Origin of the sequence: Pseudomonas sp. CFBP 8771, assembly GCF_014841695.1 — a bacterium.
Lineage (GTDB): Bacteria > Pseudomonadota > Gammaproteobacteria > Pseudomonadales > Pseudomonadaceae > Aquipseudomonas > Aquipseudomonas baltica.
On record NZ_JACYUJ010000002.1, the window covers coordinates 186649 to 207591 of the forward strand.

15 protein-coding genes and 9 tRNA genes are annotated in these 20943 nt (G+C 63.2%); 9 read left to right on the plus strand and 15 right to left on the minus strand.

Annotated elements, in window-relative coordinates; all coding sequences use genetic code 11:
- Positions 1-416: 416 nt before the first annotated feature.
- The 3 genes from IFT80_RS05385 (at position 417) to IFT80_RS05395 (ending at position 3670) form a co-directional block, all read left to right on the plus strand.
- Complete coding sequence (locus IFT80_RS05385) at positions 417-1394, plus strand: ABC transporter substrate-binding protein (protein WP_192136939.1); 978 nt, start codon at positions 417-419, stop codon at positions 1392-1394.
- Between the two features lie 12 nt (positions 1395-1406).
- Positions 1407-2741 (plus strand): LLM class flavin-dependent oxidoreductase, encoded by a 1335-nt coding sequence (locus IFT80_RS05390; RefSeq protein WP_192057579.1) that lies wholly within the window; start codon positions 1407-1409, stop codon positions 2739-2741.
- A 62-nt stretch (positions 2742-2803) separates the two neighbouring features.
- Positions 2804-3670, plus strand: a complete 867-nt coding sequence (locus IFT80_RS05395) for a TauD/TfdA dioxygenase family protein (protein ID WP_185793936.1) — start codon at positions 2804-2806, stop codon at positions 3668-3670.
- 149 nt (positions 3671-3819) lie between these two features.
- Here IFT80_RS05395 and IFT80_RS05400 read toward each other — a convergent pair.
- The 8 genes from IFT80_RS05400 to IFT80_RS05435 all read right to left on the minus strand — a co-directional run bounded on the left by IFT80_RS05400 (position 3820) and on the right by IFT80_RS05435 (position 4747).
- A tRNA-Gly gene (locus IFT80_RS05400) sits at positions 3820-3895 on the minus strand.
- Positions 3896-3897: 2 nt separating this feature from the next.
- A tRNA-Glu gene (locus tag IFT80_RS05405) sits at positions 3898-3973 on the minus strand.
- Positions 3974-4076: 103 nt separating this feature from the next.
- A tRNA-Gly gene (locus tag IFT80_RS05410) sits at positions 4077-4152 on the minus strand.
- A 3-nt stretch (positions 4153-4155) separates the two neighbouring features.
- A tRNA-Glu gene (locus IFT80_RS05415) sits at positions 4156-4231 on the minus strand.
- 103 nt (positions 4232-4334) lie between these two features.
- Positions 4335-4410: transfer RNA gene (locus tag IFT80_RS05420), tRNA-Gly, on the minus strand.
- Between the two features lie 3 nt (positions 4411-4413).
- Positions 4414-4489, minus strand: a tRNA-Glu gene (locus IFT80_RS05425).
- Positions 4490-4592: 103 nt separating this feature from the next.
- A tRNA-Gly gene (locus tag IFT80_RS05430) sits at positions 4593-4668 on the minus strand.
- Positions 4669-4671: 3 nt separating this feature from the next.
- Positions 4672-4747: transfer RNA gene (locus tag IFT80_RS05435), tRNA-Glu, on the minus strand.
- 329 nt (positions 4748-5076) lie between these two features.
- Between IFT80_RS05435 and IFT80_RS05440 the strand changes: the two genes are divergently transcribed.
- Positions 5077-5847, plus strand: coding sequence for a hypothetical protein (locus IFT80_RS05440; protein WP_192136940.1), 771 nt, complete (start codon positions 5077-5079; stop codon positions 5845-5847).
- Between the two features lie 13 nt (positions 5848-5860).
- Here IFT80_RS05440 and IFT80_RS05445 read toward each other — a convergent pair whose 3' ends face one another.
- Together IFT80_RS05445 and IFT80_RS05450 are read right to left on the minus strand one after the other, a co-directional pair.
- Entirely contained in the window at positions 5861-6352 is a 492-nt protein-coding gene (locus tag IFT80_RS05445; protein WP_192136941.1) for a GAF domain-containing protein, read from the minus strand.
- Positions 6349-7239 carry a DUF815 domain-containing protein gene (locus IFT80_RS05450; RefSeq protein WP_192136942.1) on the minus strand — a complete coding sequence of 297 codons (891 nt, stop codon included), beginning with the start codon at positions 7237-7239 and terminating at the stop codon, positions 6349-6351. Before IFT80_RS05450 ends, IFT80_RS05445 begins: the two co-directional genes overlap by 4 nt.
- A 126-nt stretch (positions 7240-7365) precedes the next feature.
- On the opposite strand from IFT80_RS05450, the gene IFT80_RS05455 reads away from it, so the two are divergent.
- A complete protein-coding gene (locus IFT80_RS05455; RefSeq protein WP_192057581.1) occupies positions 7366-9675 on the plus strand; it encodes a response regulator in 2310 nt (769 codons plus the stop codon).
- A gap of 32 nt (positions 9676-9707) precedes the next feature.
- On the opposite strand, the gene IFT80_RS05460 is transcribed toward IFT80_RS05455, so the two are convergent.
- Both IFT80_RS05460 and msrB read right to left on the minus strand, forming a co-directional pair.
- The gene (locus tag IFT80_RS05460) at positions 9708-10190 is read right to left on the minus strand and encodes a glutathione peroxidase (RefSeq protein ID WP_122479300.1); all 483 of its coding nucleotides are present in this window, start codon (positions 10188-10190) and stop codon (positions 9708-9710) included.
- 20 nt (positions 10191-10210) lie between these two features.
- Positions 10211-10618, minus strand: a complete 408-nt coding sequence (msrB, locus tag IFT80_RS05465; protein ID WP_122479301.1) for a peptide-methionine (R)-S-oxide reductase MsrB — start codon at positions 10616-10618, stop codon at positions 10211-10213.
- Positions 10619-10782: 164 nt separating this feature from the next.
- Between msrB and IFT80_RS05470 the strand changes: the two genes are divergently transcribed.
- The 4 genes from IFT80_RS05470 to IFT80_RS05485 all read left to right on the plus strand — a co-directional run bounded on the left by IFT80_RS05470 (position 10783) and on the right by IFT80_RS05485 (position 18844).
- Positions 10783-11994, plus strand: coding sequence for a pyridoxal phosphate-dependent aminotransferase (locus IFT80_RS05470; RefSeq protein ID WP_122479716.1), 1212 nt, complete (start codon positions 10783-10785; stop codon positions 11992-11994).
- Between the two features lie 129 nt (positions 11995-12123).
- Positions 12124-13011 (plus strand): protease HtpX, encoded by an 888-nt coding sequence (gene htpX, locus IFT80_RS05475; RefSeq protein WP_043187206.1) that lies wholly within the window; start codon positions 12124-12126, stop codon positions 13009-13011.
- Positions 13012-13124: 113 nt separating this feature from the next.
- On the plus strand, positions 13125-17417 hold the full coding sequence (locus IFT80_RS05480) for a DEAD/DEAH box helicase (RefSeq protein WP_192136943.1): 4293 nt from the start codon (positions 13125-13127) through the stop codon (positions 17415-17417).
- Between the two features lie 251 nt (positions 17418-17668).
- Positions 17669-18844, plus strand: a complete 1176-nt coding sequence (locus tag IFT80_RS05485) for an OpgC family protein (protein WP_192053725.1) — start codon at positions 17669-17671, stop codon at positions 18842-18844.
- Here IFT80_RS05485 and nadA read toward each other — a convergent pair whose 3' ends face one another.
- From nadA to queC, 3 genes are all read right to left on the minus strand, one after another.
- The gene (gene nadA, locus IFT80_RS05490) at positions 18845-19903 is read right to left on the minus strand and encodes a quinolinate synthase NadA (protein WP_192136944.1); all 1059 of its coding nucleotides are present in this window, start codon (positions 19901-19903) and stop codon (positions 18845-18847) included.
- A gap of 217 nt (positions 19904-20120) precedes the next feature.
- A tRNA-Lys gene (locus tag IFT80_RS05495) sits at positions 20121-20196 on the minus strand.
- A 60-nt stretch (positions 20197-20256) separates the two neighbouring features.
- Positions 20257-20943 carry a 7-cyano-7-deazaguanine synthase QueC gene (queC, locus tag IFT80_RS05500; protein ID WP_185793942.1) on the minus strand — a complete coding sequence of 229 codons (687 nt, stop codon included), beginning with the start codon at positions 20941-20943 and terminating at the stop codon, positions 20257-20259.

The following is a 20943-nucleotide window of genomic DNA, read 5'->3' on the forward strand; positions in this document are numbered from 1 at the left end:
TCGCGGCCACGGACCGCTCCTACAATACTCCGCGCAATCCCCGTAGGAGCGGTCATCGGCCGCGAAGAAAGCACCGCGGTATGCCTGAACCACCGCAGCGCCCCTTCGCGGCCACGGACCGCTCCTACAATACTCCGCGCAACCCCCGTAGGAGCGGTCATCGGCCGCGAAGAAAGCACCGCGGTACGCCTGAACGACCGGAGCGCCCCTTCGCGGCCACGGACCGCTCCTACGAGACAGACCCATACAAAAATATGCTAGCCACGCATATTCGACCGACGACAGAATTCATAAAAAGAATAATTAACTTAGAACTAAATGTCATTTCACAGCGCCTCGTTAGAGCTTTAGCTTGAATGCAGACCGACCCCTCGCCTGGTGGAGGTAACTCAATCCCTCTTCAGGAGTCGCTGTCCATGACCCGTTCCCGTGTCCTTACTTTCGTCCTGGCCGTCGGGCTGTTGGCCACCGGCCCCCTGGCCTGGGCCGACAAGCTCGAACCATTGCGCGTTGCCAATCAGAAATCCACCCTGAAGCTGCTGCTCACCGCCGCCGGTGAACTCAAGAACGTTCCCTACCCCATCGAGTTCTCGGAATTCGCAGCCGCCGCGCCGCTGGGCGAAGCGTTGAACGCCGGCGCGGTGGACGTGGGTTATCTGGGCGATGCGCCCTATGTCTTCGCGCTGGGTTCCGGCGCGCCGCTCAAGGCCGTCAGCATTACCCATTTCGAAGGCCGCTATACCACGTCCATCCTGGTGCCCAAGGACTCGCCGCTGCAGTCGGTCGCCGACCTCCAGGGCAAGCGGGTCGTCACCAATCGCGGTTCCATCGGCCACTTCCTGGTGATCAAGGCCTTGCGTGACGCGGGCCTGAAGACGTCCGACATCACCTTCGTCAACCTGCTGCCCAGCGATGCGCAAGGCGCCCTGCAGTCCGGCGACGCCGACGCCTGGTCGACCTGGGACCCCTACACCACCATTGCGCTGAACCAAGGCAACGCCCGCATCCTGCGCAAGGGCACCGACCTGCTGACCAACAACACCTACCTGGTCGCCACGCAGCAAGCCACTGAAACCAAGCGCGCGCAGGTCGAGGACTTCGTCGTGCGCCTGGAGCGTGCCTACCAATGGGCCAACACCCACCACGACGAGTTCGCCGCAGCTCAGGCTCAGGTCACCCGCCTGCCCCTGGCGGTGCACCTGGCCTCGGTCAACGAGACCCGCTACACCCGCGCCGAGATCACCGACGCGGTGATCGCCGACCTGCAGCAAACCGCCGACATCTATCTGGAGGAAGGCGTGCTGGCCCAGCCGGTCAAGGTTGCCCAAGGTTTCGACAAGCATTTCAACGCCTACCGTGCACCCACCCAAACCCCACTGGCCAGCGCGCCATAACAGGAGATTCCCATGAGCACACGACAACTGAAACTGGGCGCCATGATCCACGGTGTGGGGCACGGCTGGGGCGAGTGGCGCCATCCGCAGGCGTTGGCCGACGCCAGCACCAACCTGCGCTACTACCAACAGCAGGCGCGGCTGGCCGAAGAGGCGCGCTTCGACTTCGCCTTCATCGCCGACAGCCTGCACATTCACGAACGCTCGAGCCCGCACTACCTCAATCGCTTCGAGCCGCTCACCCTGCTCTCGGCGCTGGCCGCCACTACCGAGCACATCGGCTTGGTGGCTACCATCACGGTCAGCTACACCGAGCCCTACCAGGTGGCGCGGCAATTGGCTTCGCTCGACCACATCAGTGGCGGGCGCGCCGGCTGGAACGTGGTCACCTCCTGGCTGTCCGGCACCGCCGACAACTTCAGCAAGGCCGAGCACCCGCCCCATGCCGTTCGCTACCGCATCGCCCGGGAGCACGTGGATGTGGTCAAGGGGCTGTGGGATTCCTGGGAAGACGACGCCTTTACCCGCAACAAGGCCACCGGCGAGTTTTTCGACCGCAGCAAGCTGCACGCACTGAACCATCAGGGCGAATTCTTCCAGGTCAAGGGACCCCTGAACATCGCCCGCTCGCGCCAGGGTCAACCGGTGATCTTCCAGGCCGGCGTTTCCGAGGACGGCCGCAACTTCGCCGCGCAGAATGCCGATGCGATCTTCTGCCGGCACGAGTCGTTCACCGAGTCGCACGCCTATTACCAGGACCTCAAGCAACGTGCGGCGAAGGCCGGTCGCAACCCGGACAAACTGTTCATCCTGCCCGGCATCAGCCCGATCGTGGGCCGGGACCGCGACGAGGTCGAGCGCCGCTATCAGGAAGCTGCAGACCTGGTGGGCATCGAAGACGCCATCGTCGCCCTCGGCCGCCCGTTCAATGACTACAACTTCAACGGGCATGACCTGGACGCGGCCTTCCCCGATCTGGGCGATCTGGGCGCCAACAGCCACAAAGGTACGTCCGAGCGTATCAAGCACGTGGCCCGTGAAGAGAACCTGACCTTGCGCCAAGTGGCGCTGCGCTTCGCCAAGCCCGACCGGGATTTCGTCGGCCTGCCAGAAGAAGTCGCCGACGCGGTGCAAGCCTGGTTCGAGGGTCACGCCGCCGATGGCTTCATCATCAACTCGCTGTTGCCCAACGGCCTTGAATACTTCACCCGCTACGTGGTGCCGATCCTTCAGCAACGCGGCCTGTTGCGCACCGAGTACCCCGGCCTGACTTTGCGCGACAACCTCGGCCTCGAGGTGCCGGCCAATCGCAACGCAACCGCGCGCCGCAACGAAGAAGTGGCCTGAATTCCCTTTCCCCACCCGCCGTGGCCGTGGGCTCCGGCACTCGATTGCAAAGGACATCTGCCATGTTTGCCGAAAAAATACCGCGCCCTGCCACGGCGATCCGCGCCACTGCGCTGGAGCCGACCATCGGCGCGCAGATCGAGGGCGTGGATCTGCGACGCCCACTCGACGCGCACGCCCGTGATGAAATACGTGCCTTGCTGCTCAAGCACAAAGTGTTGTTCTTCCGTGACCAGCACATCGATACCGCCCAGCAACTGGCGTTCGCCCGTCAGTTCGGCGAGCTGTACCAGCATCCGACCACCCAGAAGCAGGACCACGAGCGTCCCAACGCCCACCTGATTCTGGGAAGTGAAGCCCGCGACCGTTACGGCGACGCCCGCAAGGGCCGTTGGCATACCGATACCAGTTGGATGCTCAAACCCACCTTCGGCGCCGTGCTACGCGCGGTGTCGCTGCCCGAAACCGGCGGCGACACGCTCTGGGCCGACACCGGGCTGGTGTACCGCAGCCTGCCGGCGGCCCTGCGCGAGCGCATCGACAATGCCTTCGTCACCCACAACTTCAAACCCGCGCTGGACAAGGTCGGCTACAACTACCCGATCCTCGCGCACCCGCTGGTGCGTACGCATCCGGAGACGGGCGAAGATGCGTTGTTCATCAACTTTTCGATGTCACCGCAAATTCTGGGTCTGTCACTGGAAGAAAGCCGCGAGATCGTCGGCCTGTTGCTCAAGGAAGTGAGCAACCCGGAGTACCAGGTGCGTTTCAAGTGGCAAGCCGGAGATGTAGCGTTCTGGGACAACCGTGGGGCATTGCATTACCCGGTGTACAACTACGGTGATTTCCCGCGGGCAATGGAACGGGTATTGATTGCCGACGACGACATCCCCCATCGGCGCCGGGTTCAGCCTGACAGCCCGCAGTGAACCCTTCGCGGCCGATGACCGCTCCTACGGTCGGCTCGCTACTGCGTAGGAGCGGTCATCGGCCGCGAAAGGCACGCCACGGTGCATGACTCATAAATCACGCACGAACAAAAACGCCGCTCATCTCTGAGCGGCGTTTTCATTGAATTTGGAGCGGGAAACGAGACTCGAACTCGCGACCCCGACCTTGGCAAGGTCGTGCTCTACCAACTGAGCTATTCCCGCAATGGCGTCCCCTAGGGGACTCGAACCCCTGTTACCGCCGTGAAAGGGCGGTGTCCTAGGCCACTAGACGAAGGGGACACGCTGACCGAAACACATGGTGTGTATTCCGGCGCCCAGACCCAAGTCCGAAGACTGGATGCTGGTTTCACTCAGTGCCGCCCGAAGGCCACACTGCTTAAACTGGAGCGGGAAACGAGACTCGAACTCGCGACCCCGACCTTGGCAAGGTCGTGCTCTACCAACTGAGCTATTCCCGCAATTGGCGTCCCCTAGGGGACTCGAACCCCTGTTACCGCCGTGAAAGGGCGGTGTCCTAGGCCACTAGACGAAGGGGACACGCTGACCGAAACACATGGTGTGTATTCCGGCGCCCAGACCCAAGTCCGAAGACTGGATGCTGGTTTCACTCAGTGCCGCCCGAAGGCCACACTGCTTAAACTGGAGCGGGAAACGAGACTCGAACTCGCGACCCCGACCTTGGCAAGGTCGTGCTCTACCAACTGAGCTATTCCCGCAATTGGCGTCCCCTAGGGGACTCGAACCCCTGTTACCGCCGTGAAAGGGCGGTGTCCTAGGCCACTAGACGAAGGGGACACGCTGACCGAAACACATGGTGTGTATTCCGGCGCCCAGACCCAAGTCCGAAGACTGGATGCTGGTTTCACTCAGTGCCGCCCGAAGGCCACACTGCTTAAACTGGAGCGGGAAACGAGACTCGAACTCGCGACCCCGACCTTGGCAAGGTCGTGCTCTACCAACTGAGCTATTCCCGCAATTGGCGTCCCCTAGGGGACTCGAACCCCTGTTACCGCCGTGAAAGGGCGGTGTCCTAGGCCACTAGACGAAGGGGACACGCTACAACTTCACTTCCTGCCGCGCTTCGCTGTGTGCTTTACGCTGCAAGTGGCGCGCATTCTATGGATGCTTTCGAGGGTCGTCAACCCCCTGTTATAAATTTATTTAAATCAATGACTTCACCGTGCTTTGCAGGCCAGCCGGGCGTGCTGATGAAGCAGCGAGACACGTGGACATGAATAAGCTTTTGACAGCAGTAATAGCACAAAGCCATAGTTGCGACGGACAGCGCTGGTACCTCTATAAATGCGTTGCAGCGTGTTGTGCTATCGGTGTCGGCAGACCGGCCCTACACTTCAACCTCACTCAACCTCGAGAGCTCCCCGGTGACTCCACTCATGATCACCCTGTTCATCGTAACGGGGATCGCCATCCTTATCGTCATCGGCCTGCTCAACAACATGGTCGAGAGCAACAAGCTGGCCAAGGCGCGCGACAAGCTCGAGCTCACCGACCGCCTGCGCCGCTGCGGGCGCATCGGCGAGACGTTCCCCGGCCAGCTGATGACCCCTGCCCTCAAGCAACTGCTTACCCGGCTGGAGCTGAACATCAGCCAGCGCCTGCTGCTGCTCGACAGGCAGAACGCGCCGCTCAAGACGCGCCTTGAAGAGCTGCAAGGTGAGATCGCCAAGGGCGATGACATTGCAATCAGCAATCCGCCCTTCCCGATCCTGACCGAAGACCAGGCCAAGGAAGTGCGCTTTCTGCTCGAAGCTTTGCATGCGCAGGTCACGCGTGCCGCTCAGGAGGGCTTTCTAAACGCGGCCGAAACCAAGCACTGGGGCCGCGAGATCCGCAGCATTCTGGTCCTGCTGCACATCGAGTTCTTCAACAACCTGGGCCAGCAACTGCTGGGAGAGGGCCAGCCGGGCCGCGCGCGGCTGGCATTCGAGCGGGGTGTGCAATACCTCAAGGGCCAACCCGACGCTGCGCTCTACCAAGAGCAGCTGGAGTACTTGCAGAAGATGCTCAAGCGCACCAATGCCATGGTGCTCAGCCAGATGGAGCCGACCGGGAACGAAGTCAACGAACTCACCGACGGTTTGAAGGCCGACGAGAAGGAAGACCCGTTCCAGAAGAAGACCAACTACGACTGAACAGGCTGGCGCTTCAGTAGCGGCTGCAATCGGTCGCTTCGAGGAAGATCGCCGCCAGCTGTTCCAGGCCCTGCTGGTCCGCTTCGCTGAAGCGAGCAGTACGTGGGCTGTCCAGATCCAGTACGCCGATCAGCGCGCCGTCCTTGACCAGCGGAATCACCAGTTCGCTGTTCGATGCGCTGTCGCAGGCGATGTGCCCGGGGAACGCATGTACGTCCTCGACCCGCTGGGTCTGCCGGGTCGCTGCAGCGGCCCCGCAGACGCCACGGCCAAACGCAATGCGCACGCAGGCCACCTGGCCCTGAAAGGGCCCCAGTACCAGCTCCTCGTTGCGGTTGAGGTAGAAGCCCGCCCAGTTCAGGTCGTCGACCTGGTTGAACAGAAACGCCGAGAATTGCGCCGCATTGGCGACGAAATCACGCTCGTCGGCCAACAGCGATTGCAGTTGAGCGCACAGCATGCGGTAGCCTTCCAGCCCCGCGCCTGCGGCGTGCAAATCGATCATGCTTGTTGCTCCAGCAGTTTGAGGCCTACCCAGTAACGGGCAAATTGATAGGCGCAGCGGCCGTTGCGGTTGCCCCGTCCGGTCGCCCAGCGCACGGCAAGGATATCCAGTTGCTCGTCACGCGACCATTGCAGGCCGCTGTCGCGAGCGAGTTCGCCGATCCAGTGTTCCACCACACGCAGGAAGTGCTCCTGGGTGAACGGATAGAACGACAGCCACAGGCCAAACCGGTCGGACAGGGCGATCTTGTCTTCGACCGCTTCGCTGGGGTGCAACTCGCCGTCGACCCGGGACCAGTTCTCGTTGTCGCTCTGATGCTCGGGGACCAGATGGCGACGGTTGGAGGTTGCATACAGCAGCACATTGTCAGGCGCCTGCTCGAGGGAGCCGTCGAGCACGCTCTTGAGCACCCGGTAGTCGCCCTCGCCCGCTTCGAACGAAAGGTCGTCGCAAAACAGCACGAAACGCTGCGGCAGTCTCTGCAACTGCTCGACCACCCGCGGCAGGTCGGCCAGATGGTCGCGCTCGATCTCGATCAGGCGCAGCCCTGCGCCCGCATGTTCGGCAAGCAGTGCGCGCACCAGCGATGACTTGCCGGTGCCGCGCGATCCCCACAGCAACGCATGGTTGGCTGGGTGGCCATCGAGAAACTGCTGGGTGTTGCGCGCCAGCTGCTGGCGCTGCTGGTCGACACCGATGAGGTCGCTCAGACGCATGTCCAGGCTCACCTCCAGCGGCAACAGGTAGCCGCTGCGGCCTTCACGCTGCCAGCGCGCGGCCAGGCACTGATTCCAGTCGATTTCGCCGCGAAGCGCGGGCAGCAACGGCTCGAGCCGCGCCAGCACGGATTCGGCGCGCTCAAGAAAGGCATTCAAACGAGAGTCCACGACTTTTCCTCAAGGCAAGTTGCGTGTAAAAGGTTCGGCAAGGCGGACATGCCGTCGCACGCTGCGGCGCTCACACATGGTCCATGCTTTGGCCCTGCGCACGGAATGGAAATTGGCCCAGTACCCATGGATATAAAATTCACCCAGCGGCTGTCCTATAAACAAGCACGCCTGACGGTACTGGTCGGCTTCATTCTGGGGGCTTTGCTCAGTGTTATCCAGATCGGCATCGATTATTCCAATGTCAACGAAGCCATCGATCGGCAGATGCGCTCGCTGCTCGAAATCAGTCACAACCCGGCTTCGCGCATCGCCTACAACATCGATGCCGAACTCGCCAAGGAACTCACCCTGGGCCTGCTGCAGTCGGAGTCGATCACCGGCGCGCGGCTGACGGACAACAACGGCAATGTGCTGGCCAGCGTGCAACGACCGCGCCTGGAAAGCAGCTACCGCTTCCTCAGCGACATACTCTTCGACGCCCAGCGCCAGTACGAAGACCCCCTGTTTCTGTCGCACATGCCCAACGACCGCCTGGGCACCCTGCAACTGAGCGTCGACACCTTCGCCATCGGCAACCGTTTCCTGCGCCGCGCTGAAATCACCCTGGCCAGCGGCTTCCTGCGCACGGCGCTGCTCACCGGCATGCTGCTTGGCTTTTTCTACCTGATGCTGACCAAGCCCCTCAACCGGGTGATCCGAGCCTTGAGCAGCAGCGATCCGCATCAGCCCAAGCCCGCGCGCCTGGACTACCCGCCGGGCCACGAGCACGACGAGATCGGCGTGCTGGTGAAGGTCGCCAACCAGCAGTTCATCAGCATGGCCACGGAGATCCAGCAGCGGCGCAGCGCCGAGAATCGCTTGACCGAGTACCTGGGTGAGCTGGAAAACATCGTGTCGGCGCGGACCACCGAGCTCAAGGCCAGCAACACCCGACTGAGCATGTCCAACGAAGAGCTGGAAAAGGCTCGCCGCACGGCCCTGGACATGGCCCAGGCGCGCGCCTCCTTCCTGGCCAACATGAGTCATGAGATTCGTACCCCGCTCAACGGCCTGCTGGGCATGATTGCCCTGTCGCTGGACAGCCCGCTCAACGCCGAGCAGCGTCAGCAACTGTCCATCGCCCACGACTCGGGCAAGGTGCTGGTCGAGTTGCTCAACGATATCCTCGACCTGTCCAAGTTCGACGCCGGCCAGTTGGAGCTGGAGCGCATCCCCTTCGACCTCGGCGCCCTGATCGAAGACACCGCCAACCTGCTGTCGCAGAACGCGGCGCCCAGCGTCGAGCTGACCTGCCTGATCGACCCGCACTTTCCCGCCCTGGTCCTGGGCGACCCCACCCGGGTTCGGCAGATCGTCAGCAACCTGTTGTCCAACGCATTGAAATTCACCCGCTTCGGCCGCGTCGACGTGCGCCTCTATACCCGTCCGGGTGGCGTGCGCATCGAAGTCAGCGACACCGGGATCGGTATCGCCCAGGAAGCGCAGGTCAAGATCTTCCAGCCCTTCACCCAGGCCGGCGCCGGCATCACCCGGCAGTTCGGCGGCACGGGCCTGGGCCTGGCCCTGACCAACAACCTTTGCGAGGCCATGCAGGGACGCCTGAGCATCAGCTCGGAGGCCGGTTTCGGCAGCCAGTTCTATGCCGACCTGCCGCTCATGGCGCACAGTCCGGCCTACGTTCCGCCGTTGCTGCGTGGCCAGGTGTTGCTGGTCGGGCACGCCGGCAGCGGCCTGGCAGAGCTGTTGCACGATCTGCTGCCGCTATGGGGCATCGATTACCAGCGCTACGACCTGGGCGCGGACCTTACCGGTATCACTCCAGACCTGGTCGTCACCGACAGCCTGGACTGCCTGTTCGGCCTGCGTCCCGGCATCCAGGCACCGATTCTGCTGGTGACCGCCTACGGCAACTTCCTGCCCACCGAGCAGGCCAACGCGCTGATGCCGTTGCAGCAGCAAGCCCGGCCGCTGGCACGCAATGCACTGTATCAGGCGTTGCGCCGCAGCCTGGTGGGTGACGAACCCACCGCGCTCGACCACCTGGCCAACCGGCGCAGCGCGCAACGGCGGGCACGCATCCTGCTGGTGGAGGACAACCCGGTGAATCAGCTGGTGGCCAAAGGCATGCTGAGCAAGCTGGGGTGTGAGGTCACCGTGGCCGCGCACGGTGGCGAGGCACTCAGCGAGTTGGAGAAACACGAGTTCGACCTGGTGCTGATGGACTGCAACATGCCGGTCATGGATGGCTACGAAGCCAGCCGGCAGATTCGTCGAAGCGGGCGCTGGCCGCAGCTGCCGATCGTGGCGCTGACGGCCAATGCCATGCCCGAAGAACGCGAGCGCTGCCGCGCGGCGGGCATGAGCGACTATCTGGCCAAGCCGTTCCGCCGAGAAGAACTGGTCATGCTGATCGACCAGTGGGTACCTGAATAGCAACCAGGTTCAGCGCAGCGCTATTTCCAGATTCAGCGCAGCGCCATTTCGATCTCGTGGGCCAGCGCGGCGGGTTTGGTCAATGGCGCGAAGCGCTTGACGCTGCCGTCGGGCGCCACCAGGAACTTGGTGAAATTCCATTTCACCTTCTCCGACCCGAACAGCCCCGGCGCGCGTTTTTTGAGCTGCACGAACAGCGGATGGGTCAGGTCGCCATTGACATCGATCTTGCGAAACATCGGGAAGCTCACGCCGAAGTTCTTTTCACAGAACTGCACGATATCCAGGGTATCGCCGGGCTCCTGATTGCCGAACTGATTGCAGGGAAACCCCAGCACCACCAGGCCCTGCTTGCGATACGTCTGCCACAGCTCCTCCAACCCCTTGTACTGTGGCGTAAAGCCACACTGGCTGGCCGTATTGACCACCAGCAGGACCTTGCCGGCGAAATCGCCGATGGTCTTGTGCTGGCCGTCCAGGGTGATGCACGGGATGGAAAGAAGATCTTTGCTCATGGTCGCTTTCTTGTCAGAGGTCATGCCGGCTGGTCGGCCCGCGGCTGGAAGTCCAGGCACACCGAGTTGATGCAGTAGCGCAGGCCGGTCGGGGCCGGGCCGTCGGGAAACACGTGACCCAGGTGCGAGTCGCACGTGGCGCACTTGACCTCGGTACGGACCATGCCGTGGGTGGTATCGCGGATCTCGACCATCGCCTGCTCGCCGATCGGTGCGGAGAAACTCGGCCAGCCGCAGCCGGAATCGAATTTGCTGCGCGAGTCGAACAACGGCTCTTCGCAGCCGACGCAGGTGAAGATGCCGTCACCCTTGAAGTCGTTGTACTTGCCCGTGAAAGGCCGCTCGGTCGCGCTCAGGCGACACACATTGTACTGCTCGGGATCGAGCATTTTCTTCCATTCTTCTTCGCTTCGCGTGAGCTTGCCCATCGGTACACCTCGGCAGTTCAAAAAGCCCGATCTGTGTCTTTTGCAACGATCAGGCGGCACGTATGATTGCGCCTTTGGACAGCAATCTGTCACCCGCGTTGCAGCGAATCGTTTTTTTCATCATCAGGGCCGGCGCGGGCCTTGCCATCTTTCGGGACCTCACCATGCAGTTCAGCAAATCGAACAAGCTCGCCAACGTCTGCTATGACATCCGCGGGCCGGTGCTCAAGCACGCCAAGCGCCTGGAAGAGGAAGGCCACCGCATCCTCAAGCTGAACATCGGCAACCCGGCGCCGTTCGGTTTCGAGGCACCCGTGGAAATTCTTCAGGATGTCATCCGCAACCTGCCCACCGCCCAGGGCTACAGCGACTCCAAGGGCCTGTTCAGTGCGCGCAAGGCGGTCATGCAGTACTACCAGCAGAAGCAGGTGGAAGGGGTCGGCATCGAGGACATCTACCTGGGCAACGGCGTCTCCGAGCTGATCGTCATGTCGCTGCAGGCCTTGCTCAACAATGGCGACGAAGTGCTGATCCCGGCGCCCGACTACCCGCTGTGGACAGCCTCGGTCAGCCTGGCCGGCGGCCATGCCGTGCACTACCTCTGCGACGAGCAGGCCAACTGGTGGCCAGACCTGGACGATATCAAGGCCAAGATCACCCCCAACACCAAGGCCATGGTGATCATCAATCCGAACAACCCCACCGGCGCCGTGTATTCCAGGGAAGTGCTGCTGGGCATGCTGGAAATCGCTCGCCAGCACAACCTCGTGGTGTTTTCCGACGAGATCTACGACAAGATCCTCTACGACGATGCTGTACACATCTGCACCGCCTCGCTGGCCCCGGACCTGTTGTGCCTGACCTTCAACGGCCTGTCCAAATCCTACCGCGTGGCCGGTTTCCGTTCCGGCTGGATCGCCATTTCGGGGCCCAAGCACAACGCCCAGAGCTACATCGAAGGCATCGACATCCTCGCCAACATGCGCCTGTGCGCCAACGTGCCGAGCCAGCACGCGATCCAGACCGCGCTGGGCGGCTACCAGAGCATCAACGACCTGGTGCTGCCCAACGGTCGCCTGCTGGAACAGCGCAACCGCACCTGGGAGCTGCTCAACGACATTCCCGGTGTCAGCTGCGTCAAGCCCATGGGTGCGCTTTACGCCTTCCCGCGCATCGATCCCAAGGTCTGCCCGATCCTCAACGACGAGAAGTTCGTGCTCGACCTGCTGTTGTCGGAAAAGCTGCTGGTGGTCCAGGGCACGGCGTTCAACTGGCCCAACCCGGACCATTTCCGGGTAGTGACGCTGCCGAGGGTCGATGACCTCGAGCAGGCCATCGGTCGCATCGGCCGCTTCCTGAAGAATTATCGCCAGTAAAAACCGAACGTATTCAAGTGTCCGTGCGCATATACACAGTTTGAAATAGTCCCCCGGTTGAATCGACCGGGCTCGGGCCTTATATAGCGCATACGCAACACTTCTATCCGTCAGGAGAACGTTACAACCATGATGCGCATCTTGCTGTTTCTGGCCACTAACCTTGCGGTTGTGCTGATTGCCAGCATTACCCTGAGCCTGTTTGGCTTCAATGGGTTCATGGCGGCCAACGGGGTGGATCTGAACCTCAATCAGCTGCTGATCTTCTGCGCCGTGTTCGGCTTCGCCGGTTCGCTGTTCTCGCTGTTCATCTCCAAGTGGATGGCGAAGATGAGCACCGGCACGCAGATCATCACCCAACCGCGCACCCGTCACGAACAATGGCTGCTGCAGACCGTCGAGGAGCTGTCGCGCGAGGCAGGCATCAAGATGCCCGAAGTCGGCATCTTCCCGGCCTACGAGGCCAACGCTTTCGCCACCGGCTGGAACAAGAACGACGCTTTGGTGGCCGTCAGCCAGGGCCTGCTCGAGCGTTTCTCGCCCGATGAGGTCAAGGCGGTGCTGGCCCACGAGATCGGCCACGTGGCCAACGGCGACATGGTCACCCTGGCGCTGGTGCAGGGCGTGGTGAACACCTTCGTTATGTTCTTCGCACGAATCATCGGCAACTTCGTCGACAAGGTGATCTTCAAGAACGAGCAAGGCCAGGGCATCGCCTACTACATCGCGACCATCGTTGCCGAACTGGTGCTGGGTATCCTGGCCAGCGTCATCGTCATGTGGTTCTCGCGCCGCCGGGAGTTCCGCGCCGACGAAGCCGGTGCCCGGCTGGCCGGCACCAACGCGATGATCGGTGCGCTGCAGCGCCTGCGCTCCGAGCAGGGCGTTCCCGTGCAGATGCCCGACTCGCTGAACGCCTTCGGCATCAACGGTGGCCTCAAGCATGGCCTGGCCGGCCTGCTCATGACCCACCCGCCACTGGAAGACCGTATCGAAGCGCTGCGCCGTCGCGGTTGAATGCAACGGGCTTGATCGGGGGCGACGCGAGTCGCCCTTTTTTGTGGGTTGCGGCAATGCACCTCGGCCCCATGCCGGTTGCAACTTCGCTGCGCGTTCCCCATCAATAGATCATGAACCTACCCGCACAACACGATTCGGCACTGGCCAACTTCCATCCGGCAGTAAGCGCCTGGTTCCGCCGGCAATTTGCTGCCGTCACTCCCGCCCAGGCCCAGGCCTGGCCGTTGATCCAGCAGGGCCACTCGACCCTGATCGCCGCACCCACCGGCTCGGGCAAGACCCTGACGGCCTTCCTGGCCGTTCTCGACGAGTTGGTGCAGCTGGGCCTCGCGCAAGGAGGCGAGCTGCCGCGACGCACCCTGGTGCTGTACGTCTCACCGCTCAAGGCCTTGTCCAACGACATCCAGCTGAACCTGCAACGTCCACTGCAGGGTATTGCCGAGCAATTGGCCGGCATGGACCTGCCCGCGCTGACCCTCACCGCCGGGGTACGTACCGGCGATACGCCGCAGAAAGAGCGGGCCGCCATGCGCCGGCACCCTCCGCACATCCTGGTTACCACGCCCGAATCGCTCTATGTGCTGCTCGGATCCGACTCCGGCCGCCGCATGCTCGCGGATGTCGGCACGGTGATCGTCGATGAGATCCATGCAGTGGCCGGCAGCAAGCGCGGCAGCCATCTGGCCTTGAGCCTGGAGCGCCTGCAGGCACTGTGCAGCAAGCCGCTGCGACGTATCGGCCTGTCCGCCACGCAAAAGCCGATCGCTCAGGTGGCGCAGTTCCTGGTCGGTGCGCAGCGGATGTGTTCGATCGTCGACATCGGTCACGCCCGCCCCCGCGACCTGGCCATCGAAGTGCCCGCGGTGCCGCTGGCGGCGGTCATGCCCAATGACGTCTGGGAGTTGGTCTACAACCGCCTGGCCGAGCTTGCCCAGGCGCACCGGACCACCCTGGTGTTCGTCAATACCCGGCGCCTGGCCGAGCGTCTGGCGCGCCATCTGAGCGAGCGGCTCGGGCGCGAGCAAGTGGCGGCCCACCATGGCAGCCTGGCGAAGGAGCAGCGCTTGGATGCCGAACAACGGCTCAAGCGTGGCGACCTGCAGGTGCTGGTCGCCACGGCCTCGCTGGAGCTGGGCATCGACATCGGTGACGTGGACCTGGTCTGCCAGATCGGCTCGCCCGGCTCCATTTCAGCGTTTCTACAACGGGTGGGCCGTTCCGGCCACCACGTCGGCGGTATTCCCAAGGGCCGCCTGTTTGCAATTTCTCGGGATGACCTGATCGAATGCGTAGCGTTGCTGCACTGCGTGCGGCGCGGCGAACTGGACATCCTGCGCATTCCCCAGGCGCCGCTGGACGTACTGGCCCAGCAGATCATCGCCGAGGTCAGCTGCCAGGAATGGCCGGAGCAGGCGTTGCTGCAGATGTTCCGTCAGGCAACGCCCTATGCGGCCTTGGACGATACGCGCTATGAAGCGTTGCTGCGCATGTTGGCCGAAGGTTACAGCGGGCGTCAGGGCGTGCGCGCCGCCTATCTGCACCGTGATGCAGTCACCCAGAGCCTGCGCGGCCGGCGCGGCAGCAAGTTGACTGCGGTCACCAGCGGAGGCGCCATAGCCGACAACGCCGACTATGCGGTGCTGCTGGAGCCCCAGGCGTTGAGCATCGGCAGCGTCAACGAGGATTTTGCCGTGGAAAGCCTCGCTGGCGACATCTTCCAGCTGGGCAATCGCTCCTACCGCATCCTGCGCATCGAAGGCGGCAAGGTACGGGTCGAAGATGCCCACGGTCAGGCGCCGAACATCCCCTTCTGGCTCGGCGAAATACCCGGACGCAGCGCCGAGCTGTCAGCGGGCGTGGCGCGCCTGCAGGCCTCGATAGACCAACGCCTGGCGCTCAGTGACGGGCTACCCGAGCCCGTGCTGCCGTGGCTGCAGGACGCGCTCGACCTGGCCCAGGACAGCGCTGGGCAATTGCTCGATTATCTCTCCCGTACGCGCGAGGCGCTTGGCGCGCTGCCGTCCCAGGACACGCTGATCATGGAGCGTTTCTTCGATGCCTCGGGTGCCACGCAGCTGGTCATCCACACGCCATTCGGCAGCCGCATCAACCGGGCCTGGGGCCTGGCCCTGCGCAAGCGGTTCTGTCGCACGTTCAATTTCGAGCTGCAAGCGGCAGCCAGCGAAGATGCCATCGTGCTGTCGCTGTCGACCAGCCACAGCTTCGCCTTGGAGGACGTCTGGCACTACCTGCACAGCAACAGCGCCGAGTCGATATTGACCCAGGCGCTGCTCGACGCTCCGCTGTTCGGCGTGCGCTGGCGCTGGAACGCCGCTACGGCCCTGGCCCTGCCCCGCTACAGTGGCGGACGCAAGGTGGCCCCGCAGCTCCAGCGAATGAAAAGCGAGGACCTGATCGCCACGGTATTCCCCGACCAGATCGCCTGCCTGGAGAACATCGTCGGCGAACGGGAGATTCCCGACCACCCGCTGGTCGCGCAAACCCTCGACGACTGCCTGCACGACGCCATGGACAGCGAGGGCTGGCTGGCCCTGCTGCGGCGCATCGAAACCGGTCGGATCAGCCTCATCCAGCGTGATCTGCCCCGCCCTTCGCCGCTGGCGGCAGCGATCCTCAATGCCAGGCCCTATGCGTTTCTCGACGACGCTCCGCTGGAAGAGCGACGTACCCAGGCGGTGCTCAACCGGCGCTGGGACGAACCGCGCACAGCGGACGACATGGGCGAACTGGACAAGGATGCCATCGCGGCAGTGGCCGCCGAAGCATGGCCCTCCCCTGTCAGCAATGACGAGATGCACGAGGCGTTGATGAGCCTGGGCGCATTGGCCGAACGCGAGGTTGGGGCCAGCGAGCTACCGCTGTTGAAGGCCCTGGCCGGTACAGGTCGCGCGGCACGGCTGACCCTGGGCGACGGCAGCCACCTGTGGCTGGCCCTGGAACGGGTAGCCTGCCTGCAGGCCATCTATGGGGGTATCGAGCTGTCGCCAGCATTGCGGATGCCCGCGCACTTGGCGCAGACATGGACGAAGCAAGAAGCGACAGTGGAACTGATCCGCGCCCGCTTGAGCGGGTTCGGCCCGCAGCGGCTGGGTGAAATCGCCGCCCCGCTGAACCTGCATCCCGCGCTCGTCGAACAAGCCCTGCTGGTGTTGGAAAACCAGGGCTACGTCATGCGTGGCCGGTTTATCGCACACCTCGAGGAAACCCAGTGGTGCGAACGGCACCTGCTGGCGCGCATCCACCGCTACACGGTGAAGCGTCTGCGCCGCGAGATCGAACCGGTCAGCCTGCAAGTGTTCATGCGCTTCCTCCTCGACTGGCAGTGCCTCGCGCCCGGTACGCGCCTGCAAGGCGAAGCGGCAATGAGCCGCTTGCTCGACCAGCTCGAAGGCTACAGCGCGCCGGCCAGCGCCTGGGAGAACGACCTGCTGCCGGCTCGACTGCGCGGATACGATCCGTCGTGGCTGGACCGCGCCAGCCGCAGCGGCAAGACGGTCTGGGCGCGGCTGGCCAGCAGTGGCAAGGGTGCGACCCTGCGCAACACGCCGATCGTGCTGCTGCCGCGCGCGCGCCTGCCTTTGTGGCGCAGCCTGGCTGCGGCAGTGCAGCCGCAGGAACTGTCCATGCGTGCGCAGAAGCTGGAGCAGACCCTGGCCGCGCAAGGCGCCATGTTTTTCGACGACTTGGTCCACCAGACACGCCTGCTGCGCACCGAAGCCGAGAACGCCCTGCAGGAGCTGGTCGCCGCGGGTCGCGTGAATGCCGACAGTTTCGCCGGCCTGCGCGCGCTGATCACCCCGGCCGGCAAACGCCAGGCGCGCAGCAGTCGCCGCGGTCGTGGCGCGTTCATCGGTGGCATGGACGATGCCGGCCGCTGGGCTCTGCTGCAGGCGCCCGGTTGCGCGCCCGATGAAGCCGTGGAACAGGTCGCGCTGGTGCTGCTGCGCCGCTACGGCGTGGTGTTCTGGCGTCTGCTGCAACGCGAAGCCGACTGGCTGCCCAGCTGGCGCGACCTGTTGCGCGCGCTGCAGCGCCTGGAGGCACGTGGGCAGATCCGCGGGGGGCGTTTCATCGATGGTTTGTCCGGTGAACAGTTCGCACTGCCCGAGGCTATCCCAGCCCTGCGCGAGGTGCGCAAGCGACCGGTCGATGGCACCCTGGTGTCGATCACGGCCAGCGACCCGTTGAACCTGGTCGGTACCCTGCTGCCACTGCCCGGAGCCGACCCACTGCAGATCCAGAAAAGTGTGCCGGCGCTGCCGGGCAACCGCGTGCTGTACCGCGACGGGCTGCCCGTGGCGGCGTTGATCGCAGGCAAACCGGTGTACTGGAGCGAAGAAACCACGGAAGTGCGCCGGCAACTGATCCACCCATCCCTGTAGCAGCGGCGCAAGCCGGGTCATGGGTGCGCACGGTGAGCCTGAAAGCGGTGAGGCCGGACACAGCTTGCGCCGCGACCACAAGGGCTGCGTCAACTCAGCCTTGTGACATTCCGTAATAGCCAAACTTTTGCAATTCGTTGCGAAACCGGCCAACCTCCGCGCCGCTGATCGATAATGGCCGCCGATACGGAACCGTAATGCCCGGTGCCCAATCCCTACTACATCCTTCCTATTCGCAAGAGCCTGTCGCCATGACTAACGATCGAGACCATCGGATCGATTTCTATCGAGGTTTGGCGTTGATCTTCATTTTCTGGGATCACATACCGCAAAACCCACTGGCCAGCTTCACGCTGCGCAACTTCGGCTTCAGCGATGCGGCGGAGGTGTTCGTGTTTCTCGCCGGCTACGCAGCCGTGCTGGCCTACGGCAAGATCGCCCTGCGCGACGGCTACCTGGTCGCCACGGTGCGCATACTGCGCCGCGCCTGGGTGTTGTACGTGGTGCACATCTTCCTCCTGGCGGTGCTGATGGGCATCATTTTCGTTGCCAACAATCACGTCGAAACGCGCGACATGATCCAGGAAATGAACCTCACCTATTTCGTCTCCAACCCGCAACAGGCCATGGTCGACGAACTGCTGCTGCGCTTCAAACCCAACCTGATGGACCCTTTGCCGCTGTACATCGTGTTGCTGCTCGGCCTGCCGATCGTCCTGCCACTGCTGATCAAGCGGCCAGCGCAGGCCATCGGCTTGTCGCTGGTGTTGTACCTGGCAGTGCAATGGCTGGGCTGGAACATCCCGGCGCACGACAACGGCCTGTGGTATTTCAACCCCTTGGCCTGGCAAGTGCTGTTCGTACTGGGTGGCGCCACGGCGCTGCATGCGGCACGCGCGCCAGTCGCGGTGGCACGCCCGTTGGGCCGCCAGCCGCTGTTTCTCGCGTGCGCCACACTGGTGACATTCAGCGCGCTGGTCGCCCTGGGCTGGCGCTGGCCGGTGCTGCACGAGGCGCTGGTGCCCGGCTGGTTTGGCGAACTGCTCTACCCCATCGACAAGACCAACCTGTCGCCGTCACGCCTTTTGCATTTCGTGGCCCTGGCCTACTGCGTGGCCAAGCTGATACCCCAGGGCGAGTGGGTGAATAACCTGCTGGCACGCAAAGTCGCGCTGATGGGACGTTATTCGCTCGAGGTCTTCTGCCTCAGCGTGGTCCTGGCACCGCTGGCCGACATGGCCAATGCCCTGGCCGACGACCAACTCGCGATGCAGATCGCAAGTGCGCTGGTGGGCGCGGGCCTGATGCTGGCCCTGGCCGAATGGCTGGAACTGAACAAACGACTGGGCCGTCCGCGGCCAGAGTTGCCGAAGCTTGAGCTGGCGAAGTCCGAACGGCCTGTGGTAGCGCTGGGCAAAAGCCTCTGATCAGGCGTTACCGGCCAGTTTCAGGCGCGCGGCCTGGGTGAAGTCCAGCATGCGCTTGAGCGGCCGGATGGCCTGGGGAATCAGCGCCGCGTCCACGGTGATTTCGTTGCTGCCCGCGCGCAGGCATTCCAGCGTGCGCTGCAGGGTGTTCATGGCCATCCACGGGCAATGCGCACAACTGCGACAGGCGGCACCGTTGCCGGCCGTAGGGGCCTCGATCAAGGTTTTGCGGGGAACTGCCTGCTGCATCTTGTAGAAGATACCGCGGTCGGTGGCCACGATCAGGGTCTGCTGCGGCAAGGTGCGCGCAGCGGCAATCAACTGACTGGTCGAACCCACGGCGTCCGCCAGCGCGATCACTTCGGCCGGCGACTCGGGATGCACCAGAATCGCGGCGTCGGGGTACAGCGCACGCATGTCGGCCAACTGCCGCGCCTTGAACTCCTCGTGAACGATGCAGGCACCGTCCCACATCAACATGTCCGCGCCAGTGTGGGTCTGGATATAGTTGCCCAGGTGCTTGTCGGGCGCCCAGATGATCTTCTCGCCGTTGTCCATCAGGCTTTCGACGATCTCCAGCGCGCAACTCGAGGTCACGACCCAATCGGCACGGGCTTTCACGGCGGCCGAGGTATTGGCATAAACCACCACGGTGCGTTCGGGATGCTGGTCGCAGAAGGCCGAGAACGCGTCCACCGGGCAACCCAGGTCCAGCGAACAGGTCGCCTCCAGGGTGGGCATCAGCACACGCTTTTCCGGATTGAGAATCTTCGCCGTTTCGCCCATGAACCTGACACCTGCCACCAGCACCGTTCGGGCCGGATGCTGATTGCCAAAGCGCGCCATTTCCAGCGAATCGGAAACACAGCCACCGGTTTCCTCTGCCAATGCTTGGATCACCGGATCGCAGTAGTAATGGGCAACCAGCACCGCGTCCTGAGCCTTCAGCTCGGCGGCGATGGCGGCACGGTAGTCAGCCTCCTGTTCCGGTGTCAGTGGCCGGGGCTGCTTGGCATCCAGGTGAGCCTGGACCAGAAGGCGTTCGGATATCTGCGTCATGGGGCAAGACCTGCGGGCGCTGATGCGCGAAAGTCGAGTATAGGCCGGGCCGGCGACGGCCTGGGAGTATATGCCCTGGCTTTCGTGAGGTTTTTGAGGGCTGGCGCAGGCTACAGAGAAACAAGCCGTTAGCAAAGCCTTATAGACGTGGCAGGCACCAGCGCCGAATCACGGGCATAAAAAAACCCGCAGCCTTTGCAAGCTGCGGGTTTCGAAATGGTGGGTCGTGTGGGATTCGAACCTACGACCAATTGGTTAAAAGCCAACTGCTCTACCAACTGAGCTAACGACCCGTTTCGTGAGGCGTATAATACCGAATTCTTTTGGTAATTCAACACCCTACAGAAAATAAATCAAAAATAGCGTGTCGGATCGCTCACACCTGCCGCAGCGAAGCCCTCGGCACGCAGGCGGCAGCTGTCGCACTTGCCACAGGCTTGACCCTGATCATCGGCCTGGTAGCACGACACTGTCAGGCCATAGTCCACACCTAGCGCCACGCCTGCCTTGACGATGTCAGCCTTGCTCATGTTCTGCAGCGGTGCCTGTATGGTGAAGCCATTGCCTTCCACTCCCGCCTTGGTGGCTAGGTTGGCCAGGCGCTCGAAAGCCTCGATGAACTCGGGTCGACAATCCGGATAGCCCGAATAGTCCACCGCATTGACGCCAATGAAGATGTCGCGCGCTTCGAGCACCTCGGCCCAACCCAGCGCCAGAGACAGAAACACCGTGTTGCGTGCTGGAACGTAGGTGACCGGGATGCCCTCACCCAAGGTTTCCGGGACGTCGATCGAGGTGTCGGTCAGTGCCGAGCCGCCCATGCCATCCAGGTCGAGCCCGATGACCTTGTGCTGTATCACGCCCAGGTCCCGCGCCACACGTGCCGCGGCATCGAGCTCGGCCCGATGGCGCTGGCCATAGTCGAAGCTCATGGTATAGCAGGCATAGCCCTGGGCCTTGGCCATCGCCACGACAGTGGCGGAATCCAGGCCGCCGGAAAGCAGAATGACTGCCTTTTTCTCGTGTTGGGTATGGTTCAT